Below are 16,169 nucleotides of genomic sequence, written 5' to 3'. Positions count from 1 at the left end.
TATTTGGTAGATGCAGACGTCATTTCCGAAGAGAGGATGAAATTCCGATGCGAGATTTTTCGTGGAAGGTTTTTGCGATGACGGGGGACGTGGAGTCCTATTTGTTATATACCGAGGCGTGTAACTCGTTAGGACAGGAGTCGGATAATGCAAGGGAAGTGATTGAAGATGAAGAAGCCGAAGGATAACTGGCTGATTCGGGAATGGTTAGGTGACGAGGCATGCTATACAGGGTGGAAGGCATTGTCATCCGCAGCATGGACTACGGCGAAGGGAACAAAATCATTACACTTTGCACCGAAAGCGGCGGGAAAGTAGGGGTACTCGTCCGCGGTGCCAAAAAGCCCAAGAGCCGACATGCTGCACTGGTGCAGCCGTTTACGTTTGGTCAATATGTTTATTTTCGCAATACGGGTCTAGGTACACTGAATGCTGGAGAAATCGTTGAATCCTATCATGAGTTGCGTGAAGATCTGGTCAAGGCCTCTTATGCCTCTTATGCGTGTGAACTATTGGATCGGGTGCTTCAGGATGAGGAAACAGGTACATTTTGGTTCAAACAGTTAAAGGCGTGTTTGCAGGCGTTGAAGGAAGAGAAAGATCCGGTTGTTATTATAAGTCTGTACGAAATGAAAATATTACAGGCATCCGGATATGGTCCACAGTTCGATGAGTGCATCTCCTGCAACCAGGAGCGACCAGATGAGCAGTTGTTTATAAGTCCCAGACTTGGTGGCGTCTTGTGTCGAGCATGCAAACATTTCGATCCTCCAGCGATGTCAGTTAGTCCAAAGGCTCTGAAGTTGTTGCGTTTGTTCGCACAGTTGGATCTGCAGCGCTTGGGGAATATATCTGTGAGTGAATCTACCCGTGATGAGATCAAAAAGTTGATGCGTGCCTTTATGGATCATCAGCTTGGTCTGAATCTTAAATCCCGTTCTTTCCTCGATCAGATGGAGAAGTACGGGATTTGAGGCGTTTTGGTGGAAGTGAAACTATATCTTGACTTCATACTAGATTTTATATATTATGAAATATAATTTCTCTTTATGAGACATGCATTGAACGAGAAAGTAAAAGACTGGATTTATTACATTTATGGAGACAAGTCGTTGTATAACACTTGGGAATCATGAATGAGCGAGTCGGGGATGGTGGGAGCCTGGCTGAATCGGTTTTTGAAACGGCACTCGGGAGCATGAATGGACACGGAAAAGTGGGCTGGAACGAACAGGATCATCTTGTTTGATCTAAGCCAAGTAGGGTGGAACCGCGGGAATAGCTCTCGTCCCTACGTCTGTACAACAGGCGTAGGACGGGGGCTATTTATTGTTGTCTTCACCGTCCTAAGCTTGCTAACAAACCATTGAAAAGGAGCATGATTATGAATTTTCAGCAGATGATTCTAACGCTGCAACAATTCTGGGCCGAGCATAACTGTATTATTGTCCAGCCATACGATACGGAAAAAGGGGCAGGTACGATGAACCCGATGACCTTTTTACGCTCGCTTGGACCCGAACCTTGGAAAGTGGCCTATGTGGAGCCTTCCCGTCGTCCTTCGGACGGACGTTATGGTGAGAACCCTAACCGGCTGTACCAGCATCATCAGTTCCAGGTCATCATCAAGCCTTCTCCGGACAATATTCAGGAAATTTACCTGGAAAGTCTGAAACGTCTTGGCATTGATCCGCTCAAACATGATATTCGGTTTGTTGAAGATAACTGGGAGAATCCTTCCCTTGGTTGTGCAGGTCTTGGTTGGGAAGTATGGTTGGACGGAATGGAAATTACACAATTTACGTATTTCCAACAGGTCGGTGGGATCGAGACAAATCCGGTAGCTGTTGAAATTACGTATGGTATGGAGCGTTTGGCTTCTTACATTCAAGATAAAGAGAATGTGTTTGATCTGGAATGGGTGGAAGGTATCACTTATGGTGATGTATTCCGTCAGCCAGAATTCGAACACTCTAAATATACGTTTGAAGTATCTGATGTCAAAATGCTGTTTACACTCTTCAACATGCATGAAGAAGAAGCAAACAAGGCCATGGCGCAGCATCTGGTATTCCCGGCATATGACTATGTGCTGAAATGTTCCCACACGTTCAACCTGTTGGATGCACGTGGAGCCATCAGTGTAACGGAACGTACGGGTTACATCACACGTGTTCGTAATCTGGCTCGCCAAGTCGCTGCAACATATATGGAAGAGCGTGAGAAGCTAGGCTTCCCGCTGATCAAGAAAGGGGGAGCCGAGCATGTCTAAGGATCTATTGTTCGAAATCGGGTTGGAAGAAGTACCTGCACGCTTTATGCGCACAGCAATCGCACAGCTGCAAGAGCGTGTCGTGAAATGGCTTGACGCATCCCGCATTGCTTATGGTGAAGTGAATGCATATGCTACACCGCGCCGTCTGGCTGTTTTGATTCACAATGTGGCTGAAAAGCAGGAAGATATCGAGGAAGAAGTGAAAGGTCCTTCACGCAAAATTGCCCTGGACGACAGTGGCAATTGGAGCAAGGCTGCACTCGGATTCGCCCGCAGTCAAGGTGTTGAACCGGACCAGTTCACGTTCAAGGAACTGAACGGTGTCGAATATATCTATGCAACGAAGAGCAGCAAAGGTGTGGAGACGGCTTCTGTAGTTGGCGAAGGATTACTTTCTGTATTACATGCCATGACGTTCCCAAAATTCATGCGTTGGGCTTCCTATGATTTCAAATTTGTACGTCCAATCCGCTGGATTGTGGCTATGCTCGGCAGTGAGGTTATCGATCTGGAAGTGACAGGTATTAAGTCGGGTAATGTAACTCGCGGACATCGTTTCCTCGGTAAGGAGGCTGTGATCTCCACTCCGTCTTCATACGTGGAAGTGTTGCGTTCCGAACATGTCATTGCTGATATCCAGGAACGTGAACAGATGATTGTATCCCAGATTCAGGCACTGGCTGCGGAGAAAAAATGGGATATCGCGATTAAGGAAGACTTGCTGGAGGAAGTTCTGTTCCTGGTGGAAACACCTACCGTATTGTTCGGGACATTTGACTCCTCATTCTTGAATATTCCACAAGAAGTATTGATTACTTCCATGCGTGAGCATCAGCGTTATTTCCCTGTACTGGACAATGAAGGACAATTGTTGCCATTCTTCGTGACGGTACGTAACGGTGGAAGTGATTCACTGGACGTTATTGCCAAAGGGAATGAAAAAGTTCTGCGTGCACGTCTGTCTGATGCCAAGTTCTTCTATGAGGAAGATCAGAAGCTACAGATTAAGGATGCATTGTCGAAGCTGGAAAGTATCGTCTTCCAGGAAGAATTGGGAACGGTTGGAGATAAAGTGCGTCGTATTCGCAAGATTGCCGATGGACTTGCTACCAAACTGCAAGTATCCGGTGATGTTGCTGAATCCGTTAGCCGCTCAGCAGATATCTGCAAATTCGATCTGGTGACACTGATGGTGGGAGAATTCCCGGAACTGCAAGGTGTGATGGGTGAGGATTACGCTCGTAAAGCTGGCGAAAAAGAAGAAGTGGCCAAAGCGGTATTTGAACACTATCAGCCACGTTTCGCTGGAGATCAATCCCCTGCTTCTCTTGTTGGTGCCATTGTGAGTGCTGCGGACAAAATGGATACAATCGTGGGTTGTTTCTCCATCAACATTATTCCAACGGGTTCTCAAGATCCGTATGCGCTGCGCCGTCAGGCTGCAGGTATTGTACAGATTTTGCTGGATCACAAGCTTCCGCTGACATTGTCAGACGTGTTCGGAGTAGCACTTCAAGTGCATGCCCAGATGAACCTGTTGAAACGTGCAGATGAAGAGGTTCGTAAAGATCTGCAAGACTTCTTTGGTCTTCGTGTGAAAAAATTGTTGTCCGAAACAGTTCGCTACGACGTAGTGGATGCCGTAATTTCTTCCGGATTCGATGATATCAGCGCTGTTGTACCAAAAGGTGAAGCGTTGATGGCGGCTGTTATGACAGGAGACGCATTCAAAACAACGGTTGAATCGTTCAACCGTGTGGGTAATCTGGCGGCCAAAGCATCCAATGCTTCCGTACATCCAGAACTGTTCACAGAAGATGGAGAACGTCAGTTACATGAGGCATGGAGCAAAACGAATGCAGAATATCGTCAGGCGTTGACTCAGCATCATGCTGCTGAAGCACTGGCTATTGCATCTGCCTGGAAGGATGGTATTACCTCATTCTTCGATTCGGTCATGGTTATGGCTGAAGATGAAGCTGTTCGGGCGAACCGACTTGCCTTACTCGCGGCTATTGATCGTGACTTGAAAGGATTTGCTGATTTTTCCAAGTTGGTTTGGTAATTGGGCGAATTTCATGAGTCCTTTTCCACAGACTTGGCGCAAAGCTAAAATTCAGTATTAAAGAAGGATATATGAGGGTATAAATATACGGAACGGGTTGTGAATTGTATTTTTGACAACCGCTCCGTATTTTAGCCTTTGATTTCCCTCGTTCCGGCAGAAGGATTTTGCCTGGCCGGGGTCGTATATAACAATATGCAGCTATTTTATGAAACCGGGTGGTCTGGGTTTGAGTGAGTTAAATATACGCCACATTGTTGTGGATGGTGATGCTTGCCCGGTCAAAACCGAGATTGCGCAAACAGCTCGCCTTTTCAACATCCCCGTATTGTTAGTCTCTTCATTTGATCATTTGCTTCAAGGAGGAGAAGGGGTACGAACCGTGCAAGTGGATCGCAGTGATCAGAGCGCAGACCTGTATATTGCTAATCATATTAAGCCATATGATGTGGTTATCACTCAGGACTATGGACTTGCGGCACTTGCGCTTGGCAAACGTTGTTATGTTTTGTCCTTTCGTGGTCGTGAGTTCAACGATCGTGACATTGATTTCATGTTGGATTCTCGTCATACTGCGGCCAAAGCACGAAAAAGAGGCCATTACGGGAAAGGCCCAAAGCCTTTCACAGAGCAGGATCGAGAAATGTTTCAACATAAACTGACAAAACTTTTAAAAGATTTGCAGGAGAATGTGTAAGTTTATCGAATTATATTTACGTGTTGAAGAGATGAAGGTGGCCAGAGATGAGTACCGGACAAGGCGGTATACCCGAAAGTATTATTGAATCGGTGTTACAGCAGAATGATATTGTCGATACGGTGAGCCGATTTGTGCATCTGACCAAACAGGGGAAGTATATGAAAGGCCTCTGTCCTTTTCATTCCGAGAAGACGCCTTCGTTCACCGTTACACCTGAGAAACAAATTTTCTACTGCTACGGTTGCGGCACGGGCGGAAATGCCATCAAATTCAGGATGGAAATCGAAGGGTTATCCTTTCCCGAGGCTGTCAAAACGATGGCGGAAGAAAGTCACATCTCTATGGGGGACTGGCAAGGGCGTGAATCTGCTCATGTGAATCCGGAGACAGAACGTCTGTTGGAGGCTTATGAGCTTACCGCGAAGCTGTATCATTTTTTGTTGAAAAATACAGAGCACGGCAAGTCAGCCATGGAGTATTTACGCTCAAGAGGTTTTGGCGACAAGTTGATTGACCAGTTCCAGATTGGTTTCGCACCAAATCGTTGGGACACACTGGTACAATTTCTTGAGAAACGTAACTATCCACTCGAAGAGATGGAAAAGGGTGGACTTCTGTCACCCCGAAATGAAGGTCAGGGATATGTTGATCGATTCCGAGACCGGATTATGTTCCCGATTAATGGCAGGAGCGGCAAGCCGATTGCATTTGCAGGACGCATATTGGGAGATGGGCAACCGAAGTATCTAAATTCACCGGAAACCCGGTTATTTAACAAAAGCCGTGTTCTCTATAATCTGCATCATGCCAAGAATGCAATTCGCAAACAAAGACAAGCCATTTTGTTCGAGGGATATGGTGATGTCATCTCCGCATGGGACCAGGATATCCAGAATGGTGTAGCGGCAATGGGCACTGCGTTAACCGAGAATCAGGCACTGATGCTCAAAGGGATGTGCGACGAAGTCATCATATGTTATGACGGCGACAGAGCAGGACAGGCTGCTGCACTCAAAAACTTCCCTATTCTTGAGGAAGCTGGATTGCAGGTCAAAGTGGCTCTCATTCCCGAGGGACTTGACCCGGATGATTTTATCCGGAAGCATGGTGGTGAACGGTTCCGAAACCAGATTGTGGACGGTGCCGTGACAACTACAAAATTTAAACTTATAAACTTAAAAAAAAGCCATATACTGCTAGAGGGTGGCGGACAAATCGCCTATTCGAAAGAAGCAGTAAAGTTGATTGCACCCTTACCTTCTCCAACAGAAAGGGAAGTGTATCTTCGTGAACTGGCTGCAGAAGTGGACGTATCGTTCGAAACATTGAAGCAGGAGTGTAATGAAGAACGGGAGGCGATGAAAAATAACCTCCAGTTTGGGGATAATAACCCGAAAAGGTGGAATAATGGTAGGCAACAAAATAGGCAGGTGCCTACACCCAATCTGTTGCCGGCTTATCACGCTGCCGAACGCAAACTGATTGCCTGGATGTTGCAGGATGATGAGGCTGCCCAGTACGTGAATGAGCATCTTGGTGAAGCTTTTAACTTGGATGATCATGCAGCTATTGCTGCTTATCTATATGCCTACTATGCGCAAGGCAAACCGTCGGATACAAGCCGTTTTATGTCTTCACTGCATGACGATCGCCTGGAAAAGACGGTTAGTTCAATCTCGATGATGGATGGTCCAGGTGAATGGAGTATTCAAATGCTCGATGATTGCATCAGGGAAGTGCTGAAGCATCCGCGTAAGAAAGAGTACGATTTGAAAAAAGAAGAAATGATTGCTGCAGAGCGGGCAGGTGATTCTGTACGCGCGGCACAGATTGCAATTGAAATGATTGCCCTAGAGAGACAGTGAACGTCTGATGATTAGATGTTTCTAGGGAGGAGGGAGTCGAATTATGGCGAATGATCAGCATACTGAACTAGAAACAGAATTGACACTGGATCAGGTTAAAGATCAATTGATTGAATCAGGTAAGAAAAGAGCTTCGCTGAATTACAAGGAAATTATAGAGAAACTCTCTCCTTTTGAGCAGGATGCAGAGCAAATGGATGAGTTCTATGAGCAACTGAGCGATCTGGGTATCGATGTAGTGAATGAAAATAATGAAGAGGTTACACTTCGTCCTAGTGAAGATTCCGAGAACAACACCAGAGAGGGAGAGGACGAATTCCACTTTGATGATGATCTGAGCTTGCCGCCAGGTATCAAAATCAATGACCCTGTCCGTATGTACCTCAAGGAAATTGGTCGTGTGCCACTGTTGTCGGCAGATGATGAAGTACAACTGGCTAAACGGATTGAGAACGGGGATGAAGAAGCCAAGCGTCGTCTGGCTGAAGCTAACTTACGACTCGTTGTCAGTATCGCCAAGCGTTACGTTGGACGTGGAATGTTGTTCCTTGATTTGATTCAGGAAGGTAATATGGGTCTGATCAAAGCGGTTGAGAAGTTCGACCACAAAAAAGGATACAAGTTCAGTACGTATGCAACATGGTGGATTCGCCAAGCGATCACTCGTGCTATTGCTGACCAGGCGCGTACAATTCGTATCCCTGTGCACATGGTGGAGACGATTAATAAGCTGATCCGGGTATCCCGTCAGCTGTTGCAGGAACTTGGGCGTGAACCGACACCAGAAGAAATCGCTGCTGAGATGGATCTGAGTGTAGAGAAAGTTCGTGAAATTACGAAGATTGCACAGGAACCGGTTTCTCTGGAAACACCGATTGGTGAGGAAGATGATTCCCATCTGGGTGACTTCATTGAGGATCAGGAAGCACTTGCTCCGGCGGATGCTGCTGCGTATGAGTTGCTGAAAGAACAGCTCGAAGATGTATTGGATACATTGACTGAACGTGAAGAGAACGTGCTTCGTCTACGTTTTGGTCTGGACGATGGACGGACGAGAACGCTGGAGGAAGTCGGCAAGGTATTTGGTGTTACGCGTGAGCGTATTCGTCAGATCGAAGCTAAGGCTCTTCGTAAGTTGCGTCACCCGAGTCGTAGTAAACGACTCAAGGATTTCCTCGAATAATCGAACTATGGGAGACTTTCCGCAAGACGCTTTAGCGGCGGCGGGGTCTCCTTTATTTTTAATTTAAACGTCTTGATTTCTTGGTTTTGGAAATTCATCCTTGAAATGTTTTATTGGATTTTATTTTATCGCTTTTCCTTGTTCAATGCAAATCAATAAATTAAATGAATGGTGTAGGTGCTTCATGAAACTTTCGAATCGATTACAGCGAATACATGATCAAATTCCCGATGGCAGCCGCATGGCTGATATCGGTTCAGACCACGCGTTGCTGCCAGTAGCCGCAATCCGCAGTGGGAAAGCTGCAAGTGCAGTAGCCGGGGAAGTCAATCCTGGCCCTTATGATGCTGCATGCAAACAAGTCAGTGATGCTGGCCTGAAAGAAAAAATCACGGTGCGTCGTGGAGACGGTCTTGATGTGATCTCTGCGGGTGAAGTGGATGTCATCACCATTGCAGGTATGGGCGGTGCCTTGATTGCTTCTATTTTGGACAGAGGTTTATCCAAACTGGAAGGAGTCCAGTTACTTATTTTGCAACCAAATGTGGGTGAGGATATCCTCAGACGCTGGTTACTGGAGCATCACTGGGTGGTTGTAGCAGAACAGTTGCTCGAAGAAGATGGCAAGATTTATGAGATTATAACGGCGATGCCACAATCTGTAAGCCCGATTGCCAATGTAGAGGTGTATCGTGCACGTCCGCTTCAAGGCGGGGCAGAATTGACGGAAGATTTGCTGCTACGGATGGGGCCTTATTTGGTTGATCGACCAACGGATGTATTTTTTGCCAAATGGGAAAGTGAGATCGTCAAACTGCAAGGGGTTGTTAACTCCATCTCCAAATCCGATCAGGATTCTTCCCGGGACAAGGCGGCTGAGGTAGAGCGTCTTATCGCAAACTTGAAGGAGGTTTTGGCATGTTTGCCAAAGGTCAAACTGTAATTCAACTGATGGAGCAACTCGCTCCAAAACATCTGGCTGTACCGGATGACCGCATTGGTCTCCAGCTCGGCAGTTTGCAAAAAGAAATCCGTCACGTGTTAGTAGCTTTGGATGTGACGGATGAAGTGGTGGACGAAGCGATTCGCATTGGAGCCAACCTGATTATCGCTCATCACGCCATCATTTTCCGTCCGGTTAAGTCACTGAGTACAGATACACCTATGGGTAAATTGTATGAAAAGCTGATTAAGCATGATATTGCTGTCTATATCAGTCATACAAACCTGGATGTGGCCGAGGGTGGTATGAATGACTGGATGGCCGAGGCACTTGGCATCGAGAGTAAAGAATCGCTGGAAGATGTACACACAGATCATCTGTACAAGCTGGCTGTCTTTGTGCCTCGTACCCATCATGAACAGGTTCTTCAGGCCATTCTGGAAGCCGGAGCGGGGAGTATCGGTCAATACAACAAGTGCAGCTTTAACACGGAAGGTACAGGAACATTTGTACCTGGTGAAGGGACTCAACCGTTTATCGGTACCCAAGGGCAGATGGAACGTGTGGAAGAAATGCGTATTGAGACCATCGTACCCCAAAGTCTGAGAAGTAAGGTCGTTCAGGCGATGCTTAAGGCTCATCCGTATGAGGAAGTGGCCTATGACCTCTATGCAATGGATTTAAAGGGCCGTACGCTCGGTCTGGGACGCTTGGGACCCCTTAGGGATCCTAAGACATTAGGTGAGCTAGTGGAGGTCGTGAAGACCCAATTCAATGTGCCTCATGTGCGGGTAGTAGGAGATCTGAACAAGCAGATCAAAAAAGCAGCGGTTCTTGGCGGCTCTGGCAGCCGTTACGCGCTGACTGCCCGCTTCAAAGGTGCGGATGTTATTGTGACCGGAGATATTGATTATCACACGGCTCATGATGCGTTAATGGCAGGTATGTGTATCATCGACCCGGGACATAATTCCGAGAAGATTATGAAACCAAAAACAGCGGATTGGCTTCGTTCCCGTTTGGAAGAAAAACGATATGATACGCAAGTTACGGCTTCTGAGGTAAATACGGAAGTATTCCAGTTTATCTAAAAAGACCGTTGCTGTGCAGCTCCCAGTAATATTAAGCTTGTCTGGGAACCTAAATGCCTGTATACTATGTAATGTTGTTCGGAAAGCTTGACAGACAATCGCTGGTGGCCTTCGTTGCCACGAGAGGAAAGTCCGGGCTCCACAGGGCAGGATGCTGGATAACGTCCAGTCAGCGCGAGTTGAAGGATAGTGCCACAGAAATGGACCGCCGATGGCCGGATTTTCCGGCACAGGCAAGGATGGAACCGAGGTGTAAGAGACCCCGAGGAACGCTGGTGACTTCGTTCCTGGTAAACCCCATCTGGAGCAAGACCTAATGGGACACAGCCGCCTCTTCGGAGGAGGCAACCTTAGCCCGAGGTGTGTCTAGGTTGGTCGCTTGAGCTGTGCAGCAATGTATGGCCTAGATAGATGATTGTCGCTTCTGGTGGGAGGGTAGTTCCCGTATGAACCACGAAGAGCACAGAACCCGGCTTACGGTAAGCTTTCCTAACTGCAACAACAACACTATTGCAACACAATGTAGTCCACCTATCAGTCGAGGACAACTCGTATGAATCATCCGATGGCCTGACTGATCAGAAGGACCCATGAACATCTAAAAAAACTTAACTCCTGTTGATAACAGGTTCTATAAAAATAAGGCGGCAGTTCCGAGATTCTCGGGCCTGCCGCCTTATTTTTGTTTCTCATATCAATTTATTAACCTTCATACGCTAATGGAATAGTGAAACGTTTATGACAGTTCATTACAGTGTAACAACACTGTCGGATGTTAAGGAAGCATGCCAACGTTGGATGGCGCGATCCATTCTTTCCACGGCTTCCGGAAGGAGCTCAGGGTCCGTATGAGTAAAGTTGATCCGCATGCGGTTTAACTCTGGTGTACCTGCATAGAAGGAATCACCAGGGACAATGCACACTTTCTCCTGGATACCATAAGTGAACAGATTGCTTGCAAGCATGCCTTCAGGCAGTTGCAGCCACAAGAACATGCCACCTTGAGGTGAATTCCACGAGATGCCTTCCCAAGCTTTGGCTGCCATAAGAGTAGTCAATGTTTTCATGCGTTGTTCGTAATCCTCTGAAATATGGCGGATATGCGCATCCAGATCGAAAGATTCAAGCAGTGCATGAAGCGCTCTTTGGTCAATGCTACTGGAGTGCAAGTCGGCACCTTGTTTGGCTCGTGCTGCCATTTTGACAATATCGGGGGCAGCCAGTATCCAGCCCGTACGAAGGCCAGGTGCTACCGTTTTGGAGAATGTACTGGTGTAAATAACGTTGGAAGGGCCGTCATAGGATACTGCATCCAGTTCTGCGAGAGCAGGGACATCCAATTGCTCTGGATTAAACCGAATTTCACCATAGGGATCATCTTCCAGAATGAGTACACCATACTTGCGGCACAGATCCACAGCCTGCTGTCTTCTTTCTCGCGACCATACTTTTCCCGTAGGATTGGAGAACGTGGGATTAATATAAACAAGTTTTGGACGATGCAACTGGAGCTGTTCCTCCAGAGATTCAGGCAACATGCCGTGATCATCACAGGCTACGCCGTGAGATTCAGCCTGATAGGAATGAATGACTTGCAGAGCAGCGAGGTAGGTTGGTGATTCCACCAGTACGCGGTCACCCGGGTCGAGAAGGATGCGGCAAACCAAGTCAATGGATTGCTGTGAACCCGTAGTGAGAAGCATGTGATCGGGTGAAGCGGGAATGCCCTTGGATTCAAGACGTTCGGCGATTTTGGCGCGAAGAGGACGGTAACCCTCAGTCTCCGCATATTGAAGAGCGGCTGCTCCGCTCATAAATACTTTTTCATATGCAACGCGGATGGCTTCCAGTGGGAATGAAGTCTGGGCTGGTAATCCACCGGCTAGAGAGATCATTCCAGGTGCCTGAGCGGCCTGGAGCATATCGCGAACGACAGAGGACGGGGTGTTTTGTGCCATTTTGGACCAAGGGATACTCATGTTATTCTCATCTCCTGTTATTCACTGTTATACTGATATTATAAACTATAATAGACGGACTACACTATAACAGTAAAATGAAGATCATAACAGTTGGGGGAGCACATATGCATATTGAATTAAAGCGGGGAAGCAGTACCAAATTGTACGTGCAGATTGCGCTAACGATTGCCGATCGCATCAGATCAGGACTCATTGAACCCGGAACCCGACTTCCTTCTGTTCGCAAAATGACCGCTGATTTGGGTGTCAGCCTGGTCACTGTATCCAAAGCGTATGCTGAACTTGAAGCGATTCAATTGATCACCTGCTCCCAGGGGAAAGGTTGTTATGTGAGAGGTACATTGAACGTGGATCAGATGGAGGATGTGGACCGAACGCAGCGAAACAATGCCAACGGTGAATCCAGTACGTCATGGAATTGGCAGATGGCACTGGTGGATTATTTACCGCGAGCCCAGCTCTGGAGACATTTTGATACGTCACCTCAAGTGCGGTATGAACTTCATATGTCAGCGATTCAGCCTGAACTGTTGCCTACACGAGAGATTATCGACAGCGCCTACCGACTCTCCTCTGATCATACAGAGCGTATGGCAGCTTACGGGTCTTTTCAGGGGGATCGTGAGCTTAGACAGATCTTGGCCGAACATTTTGCCGAGCGTGGACTACAGGCTGCACCTGAACGCATGTTAATTACAAGTGGTGCTCAGCAGGGAATCGATCTTGTGGCACGAACTTTTGTCGGACCTGGGGATGTTGTATACATGGAGGCACCAAGCTATACCGGAGCCATTGATGTATTTACGAGTAGAGGCGCGAAGATCATTACGGTCCCAATGGATGACGAAGGCATGCGTATTGATCTGTTGACCCGATTATGTGATACCTATCCGCCCAAGCTGATCTATACGATCCCGACCTATCACAATCCAACAGGTATCACGATGAGTGCAAGAAGACGAGCACAACTTCTTAATCTCGCGCAAAGCTACCACTGCCTCATTCTGGAGGATGATCCGTTTGCAGATCTTTATTTTCGGGACCCTCCCCCGGCTTCCATTAAATCGATGGATGGGACAGGTCATGTCGTATATATTAAAAGCTTCAGCAAGGTGTTGTCTCCCGGTTGCCGTATAGCCTGCGCCATCGCAGACGGAAGTGTATTGACCCGGCTTGTGGCCGCGAAATCTACGGCGGATCTGGGGAGTCCGCTGCTTACACAAAAGGCACTGCAATCTTTCATTCAGAATCAGTACGGTGCCTATGTATCCCGATTGAGGGATGAATTGTATTCTCGCTTGTGCGCAGCATCTGAAGTGCTGGAAGAGCATGCTACTATGGGCGTGCAATGGCGCTTGCCAGAGGGAGGACTCAATCTGTGGCTCCAACTTCCAAGTAACTTGGATATGCGTGAGTTGCATCATCAGTCACTTGCTGCAGGGGTCTCTTTCCTCCCCGGTTCAGCCTGTTATGTAGGGGAGATGGATACACCAAGTCTGCGTATCTGCTTCACGGTAACAAACGTTGAGCTTTTGTGTGAAGGACTTCGTGTACTGTGCCAAGTCATTGACAGAGTAACACCTGGGCAGGGTGGGACAGTGGCGGACAGGCTACCGCTCATATAATTTTTCGGACTATGGACATACATCCAATCCACTTTCGCTCTGTTGCAATAGGTTATAGTATCACCAGAAAGGGAGTTGGTTTTGAAATGAACCATTACTGTCCACCGCTTTGCCCGATTGTCTGTGACCCGATCCAGGTTGTTGAGGATTATTACATCCCACAAATCGTGCCTGTAATCCACCCGATTGAAGTGATCAAAAAACATCACTGTGTTCCGATTCATCACCACATGTATCCTGTTGTTGTTAAAGAAGAAGACCCTTGCTATGTATCCAGCCATAATCCGAAGAAAAAATCCGTGAAAAAATCAAGCAAAACCCGCACATCTTCTCGCAAACGCTAATCGCAGCGGGTGCCCCGGGGAATTGGATATAAACCAAAAGAGCAGCGTACGCCCCGGGGCGCAGCTGCTTTTGTATTTTTTACAGATTTTCCTCATTACGCTTACTGCGTATACTTTTTCATCGTATTATCCATTTGTTGTCTGACATGTTGCGGCCAGAACTGCAAAGGAGCGCTGTTGCCTGATGCGGCTTGCAGTGCCTTATAGACATCGATTTGGCCATAGCCGAAATACTTGTCGTGACCCGGATCACCGAGGTCAATAACACTTTGGCGCATCAAATCCATCACTTCCGTGTTGGTCAAGTCCGGGTTCAACGAACGAATCAAACCTGCAAGTGCGGCTACATGAGGGCTAGCCATGGACGTTCCAGACAAGGCCGCATACTGATTGTTTGGATAGGTACTGGCGATACTGGACCCCGGAGCCATCACATCCACATAGTCCCCGTAGTTGGAATAGGAAGCTTTGCTCATATCCGGGTCCGTAGCAGATACGGCAAATACTTCCGGATAAGCAGCAGGGTATCCTGGACGCTCGGTATTATCGTTCCCCGTGGCTGCAATCAGGACGATATCCCGGTCAAAAGCGTATTTAATGGCATCATGAAGAAATTGCGCATCAGCATAATTGCCGAGACTCATGTTGATAACTTTGGCTCCATGATCGGCTGCCCAGATGATGCCTTCGGCAACGGCATACGTGGTACCAGAACCTGAGTTGTCGAGTACTTTAACCGGTAGTACCTTGTTATACCAGCTCATGCCTGCCACGCCTTCATTATTGTTGACAATAGCGCCGATAATGCCTGCGACGTGTGTTCCATGTCCCACATCATCCATCGGTTGGCTTCCCGGCTCGACCACATTATAACCCTCAAGGAGCTTGCCCTTCAGGTCAGGGTGATTCATATCAACCCCCGTATCAACTACTGCTACGATGACATCTTTGTTTCCCTTGGTAATATTCCAACCTCTGTTTGTCTCAATCGCAGGCAGGTTCCACTGATAATCGGAGAACAAAATGTCATTGGGTATCGTTACATCTGTTTGTTCAGTTACAGTATCATTGGTTAAATACATATAGTGGGGCTCCATATAGAGTGGATTCCATTTGCTTTCGAAATAACTATGCAATTGTTTGTAACTCATATGTTCTGACCGAAAAACATACGTGTATCCCAGCTTGCGCGCAGATTGCGCTCTCAGATCGGATTTAATGATACGCATATCCCGTTCACCGGGATCTTGGCGAAAACGGATGACGATTTCATTTTCATAAAAATGACTGGCATTTGCATTATCATGTCCAGTTTTTACTGTGATTTCGTTAAGCGTATCCGGGTGAACAGACTCAATTTTGAATTTACCCTCACGCGGATAAGGGATCATGCGCAGATTTTTGCGCTGATGTTGTTCAACAGCATTTAATACGTTCTGACTGAACAAGGCAATTACAGCTCTTTTGCCATCTTTGGAGGGTTGCCCCATAACAAAATATTTTTCTTTTCCCAAAGGAAAAGAAGAGGATTCAAAACTTTGACGTTTGTTTACCGCTTTTTTGGCAAGGTTGAGCGAATGTTGAAGCTTCTGTTGTTCCAACTTGCTTCCTTGTGTGGAGGCGTGATCAAAGGGCTTGTTAAAAGAGCCATTGGTATTCATGAGATGAATGGATCTGATATGTTCATGTGAACTTTGGAGATCATTCACATATCGGCTAACCTGCGAAGCATTCATTGTGGCGGTTTTCTCCAGCATGATACTGAGATGTTGCTTGGCATCCATACGGGTCAGAAGATCGGTTGCTTTGACATCCTGCACTTTCAGACGCTGTTTACTCGTGTGCTCCTCATGAGCAGAGTCAGACAGGGCACCTGGCTTAGGTTCGGGACGATTGGATGTTGGAAGCAGGAGTGTCAGAGCGAGTGCTCCTGCACCAGCTGCAAGGGCCCAGTTAATCCATTTCGGTCTGGACATGGTGGATGGAACCTCCTTCGTTCATTTTGGACAATCATTAACAGTGCTTCGTCGTTGTCACTGGTCATATCTATCGTTAGAAAAAGCGGATATTTTTATGCAGGCGGGTTCGAGTCTAAC

General features: G+C 47.1%; 13 protein-coding genes and 1 other RNA gene. 12 read left to right on the top strand and 2 right to left on the bottom strand.

All coding sequences use genetic code 11. The features are described from left to right. Nucleotides 1–47: 47 nt before the first annotated feature. From MKY95_RS24065 to rnpB, 10 genes are all read left to right on the top strand, one after another. Complete coding sequence (locus MKY95_RS24065) at nt 48–188, top strand: YqzL family protein (RefSeq protein WP_074095877.1); 141 nt, start codon at nt 48–50, stop codon at nt 186–188. A gap of 33 nt (nt 189–221) precedes the next feature. Then, complete coding sequence (recO, locus tag MKY95_RS24060) at nt 222–974, top strand: DNA repair protein RecO (protein ID WP_036615032.1); 753 nt, start codon at nt 222–224, stop codon at nt 972–974. A gap of 410 nt (nt 975–1,384) precedes the next feature. Then, complete coding sequence (glyQ, locus tag MKY95_RS24055; RefSeq protein ID WP_017687252.1) at nt 1,385–2,272, top strand: glycine--tRNA ligase subunit alpha; 888 nt, start codon at nt 1,385–1,387, stop codon at nt 2,270–2,272. Beyond that, a complete protein-coding gene (gene glyS / locus MKY95_RS24050; protein ID WP_036615031.1) occupies nt 2,265–4,340 on the top strand; it encodes a glycine--tRNA ligase subunit beta in 2,076 nt (691 codons plus the stop codon). Before glyQ ends, glyS begins: the two co-directional genes overlap by 8 nt. Nucleotides 4,341–4,548: 208 nt before the next feature. Further along, entirely contained in the window at nt 4,549–5,037 is a 489-nt protein-coding gene (locus MKY95_RS24045; RefSeq protein ID WP_047843776.1) for a YaiI/YqxD family protein, read from the top strand. Between the two features lie 47 nt (nt 5,038–5,084). Then, the gene (gene dnaG, locus MKY95_RS24040) at nt 5,085–6,905 is read left to right on the top strand and encodes a DNA primase (protein ID WP_036615029.1); all 1,821 of its coding nucleotides are present in this window, start codon (nt 5,085–5,087) and stop codon (nt 6,903–6,905) included. A 43-nt stretch (nt 6,906–6,948) separates the two neighbouring features. Continuing rightward, complete coding sequence (rpoD, locus tag MKY95_RS24035; RefSeq protein WP_017687256.1) at nt 6,949–8,088, top strand: RNA polymerase sigma factor RpoD; 1,140 nt, start codon at nt 6,949–6,951, stop codon at nt 8,086–8,088. A gap of 184 nt (nt 8,089–8,272) precedes the next feature. Next, the gene (locus tag MKY95_RS24030; RefSeq protein ID WP_036615026.1) at nt 8,273–9,031 is read left to right on the top strand and encodes a class I SAM-dependent methyltransferase; all 759 of its coding nucleotides are present in this window, start codon (nt 8,273–8,275) and stop codon (nt 9,029–9,031) included. Next, nucleotides 9,007–10,122 carry a Nif3-like dinuclear metal center hexameric protein gene (locus MKY95_RS24025; protein ID WP_036615024.1) on the top strand — a complete coding sequence of 372 codons (1,116 nt, stop codon included), beginning with the start codon at nt 9,007–9,009 and terminating at the stop codon, nt 10,120–10,122. The genes MKY95_RS24030 and MKY95_RS24025 overlap by 25 nt, the downstream gene beginning before the upstream one ends. 82 nt (nt 10,123–10,204) lie before the next feature. After that, nucleotides 10,205–10,614: RNase P RNA component class A (rnpB, locus tag MKY95_RS24020), an RNA gene on the top strand. Between the two features lie 257 nt (nt 10,615–10,871). On the opposite strand, the gene MKY95_RS24015 is transcribed toward rnpB, so the two are convergent. Further along, nucleotides 10,872–12,101, bottom strand: a complete 1,230-nt coding sequence (locus tag MKY95_RS24015; RefSeq protein ID WP_036615022.1) for a PLP-dependent aminotransferase family protein — start codon at nt 12,099–12,101, stop codon at nt 10,872–10,874. A 107-nt stretch (nt 12,102–12,208) separates the two neighbouring features. Between MKY95_RS24015 and MKY95_RS24010 the strand changes: the two genes are divergently transcribed. Both MKY95_RS24010 and MKY95_RS24005 read left to right on the top strand, forming a co-directional pair. Beyond that, nucleotides 12,209–13,729: a PLP-dependent aminotransferase family protein gene (locus tag MKY95_RS24010; protein ID WP_076318861.1), complete on the top strand. Its 1,521-nt coding sequence runs from the start codon at nt 12,209–12,211 to the stop codon at nt 13,727–13,729. Between the two features lie 86 nt (nt 13,730–13,815). Then, nucleotides 13,816–14,073, top strand: coding sequence for a hypothetical protein (locus MKY95_RS24005; RefSeq protein ID WP_076318862.1), 258 nt, complete (start codon nt 13,816–13,818; stop codon nt 14,071–14,073). Nucleotides 14,074–14,174: 101 nt separating this feature from the next. On the opposite strand, the gene MKY95_RS24000 is transcribed toward MKY95_RS24005, so the two are convergent. Beyond that, on the bottom strand, nt 14,175–16,049 hold the full coding sequence (locus MKY95_RS24000; RefSeq protein WP_076318863.1) for a S8 family peptidase: 1,875 nt from the start codon (nt 16,047–16,049) through the stop codon (nt 14,175–14,177). Nucleotides 16,050–16,169: the final 120 nt, after the last annotated feature.

It is taken from the genome of Paenibacillus sp. FSL P4-0176 (genome assembly GCF_037975265.1).
In the GTDB taxonomy this organism is placed as follows: Bacteria; Bacillota; Bacilli; order Paenibacillales; family Paenibacillaceae; genus Paenibacillus; species Paenibacillus amylolyticus.
Note: the sequence above shows the minus strand (reverse complement) of the source record. Positions and strands in the feature narration are given on the sequence as shown.

Coding starts and splice junctions, on each gene's coding strand:
- MKY95_RS24065 (WP_074095877.1), top strand. CDS start 48: ATGCGAGATTTTTCGTGGAAGGTTTTTGCGATGACGGGGGACGTGGAG.
- recO (WP_036615032.1), top strand. CDS start 222: ATGCTATACAGGGTGGAAGGCATTGTCATCCGCAGCATGGACTACGGC.
- glyQ (WP_017687252.1), top strand. CDS start 1,385: ATGAATTTTCAGCAGATGATTCTAACGCTGCAACAATTCTGGGCCGAG.
- glyS (WP_036615031.1), top strand. CDS start 2,265: ATGTCTAAGGATCTATTGTTCGAAATCGGGTTGGAAGAAGTACCTGCA.
- MKY95_RS24045 (WP_047843776.1), top strand. CDS start 4,549: ATGAAACCGGGTGGTCTGGGTTTGAGTGAGTTAAATATACGCCACATT.
- dnaG (WP_036615029.1), top strand. CDS start 5,085: ATGAGTACCGGACAAGGCGGTATACCCGAAAGTATTATTGAATCGGTG.
- rpoD (WP_017687256.1), top strand. CDS start 6,949: ATGGCGAATGATCAGCATACTGAACTAGAAACAGAATTGACACTGGAT.
- MKY95_RS24030 (WP_036615026.1), top strand. CDS start 8,273: ATGAAACTTTCGAATCGATTACAGCGAATACATGATCAAATTCCCGAT.
- MKY95_RS24025 (WP_036615024.1), top strand. CDS start 9,007: ATGTTTGCCAAAGGTCAAACTGTAATTCAACTGATGGAGCAACTCGCT.
- MKY95_RS24015 (WP_036615022.1), bottom strand. CDS start 12,101: ATGAGTATCCCTTGGTCCAAAATGGCACAAAACACCCCGTCCTCTGTC.
- MKY95_RS24010 (WP_076318861.1), top strand. CDS start 12,209: ATGCATATTGAATTAAAGCGGGGAAGCAGTACCAAATTGTACGTGCAG.
- MKY95_RS24005 (WP_076318862.1), top strand. CDS start 13,816: ATGAACCATTACTGTCCACCGCTTTGCCCGATTGTCTGTGACCCGATC.
- MKY95_RS24000 (WP_076318863.1), bottom strand. CDS start 16,049: ATGTCCAGACCGAAATGGATTAACTGGGCCCTTGCAGCTGGTGCAGGA.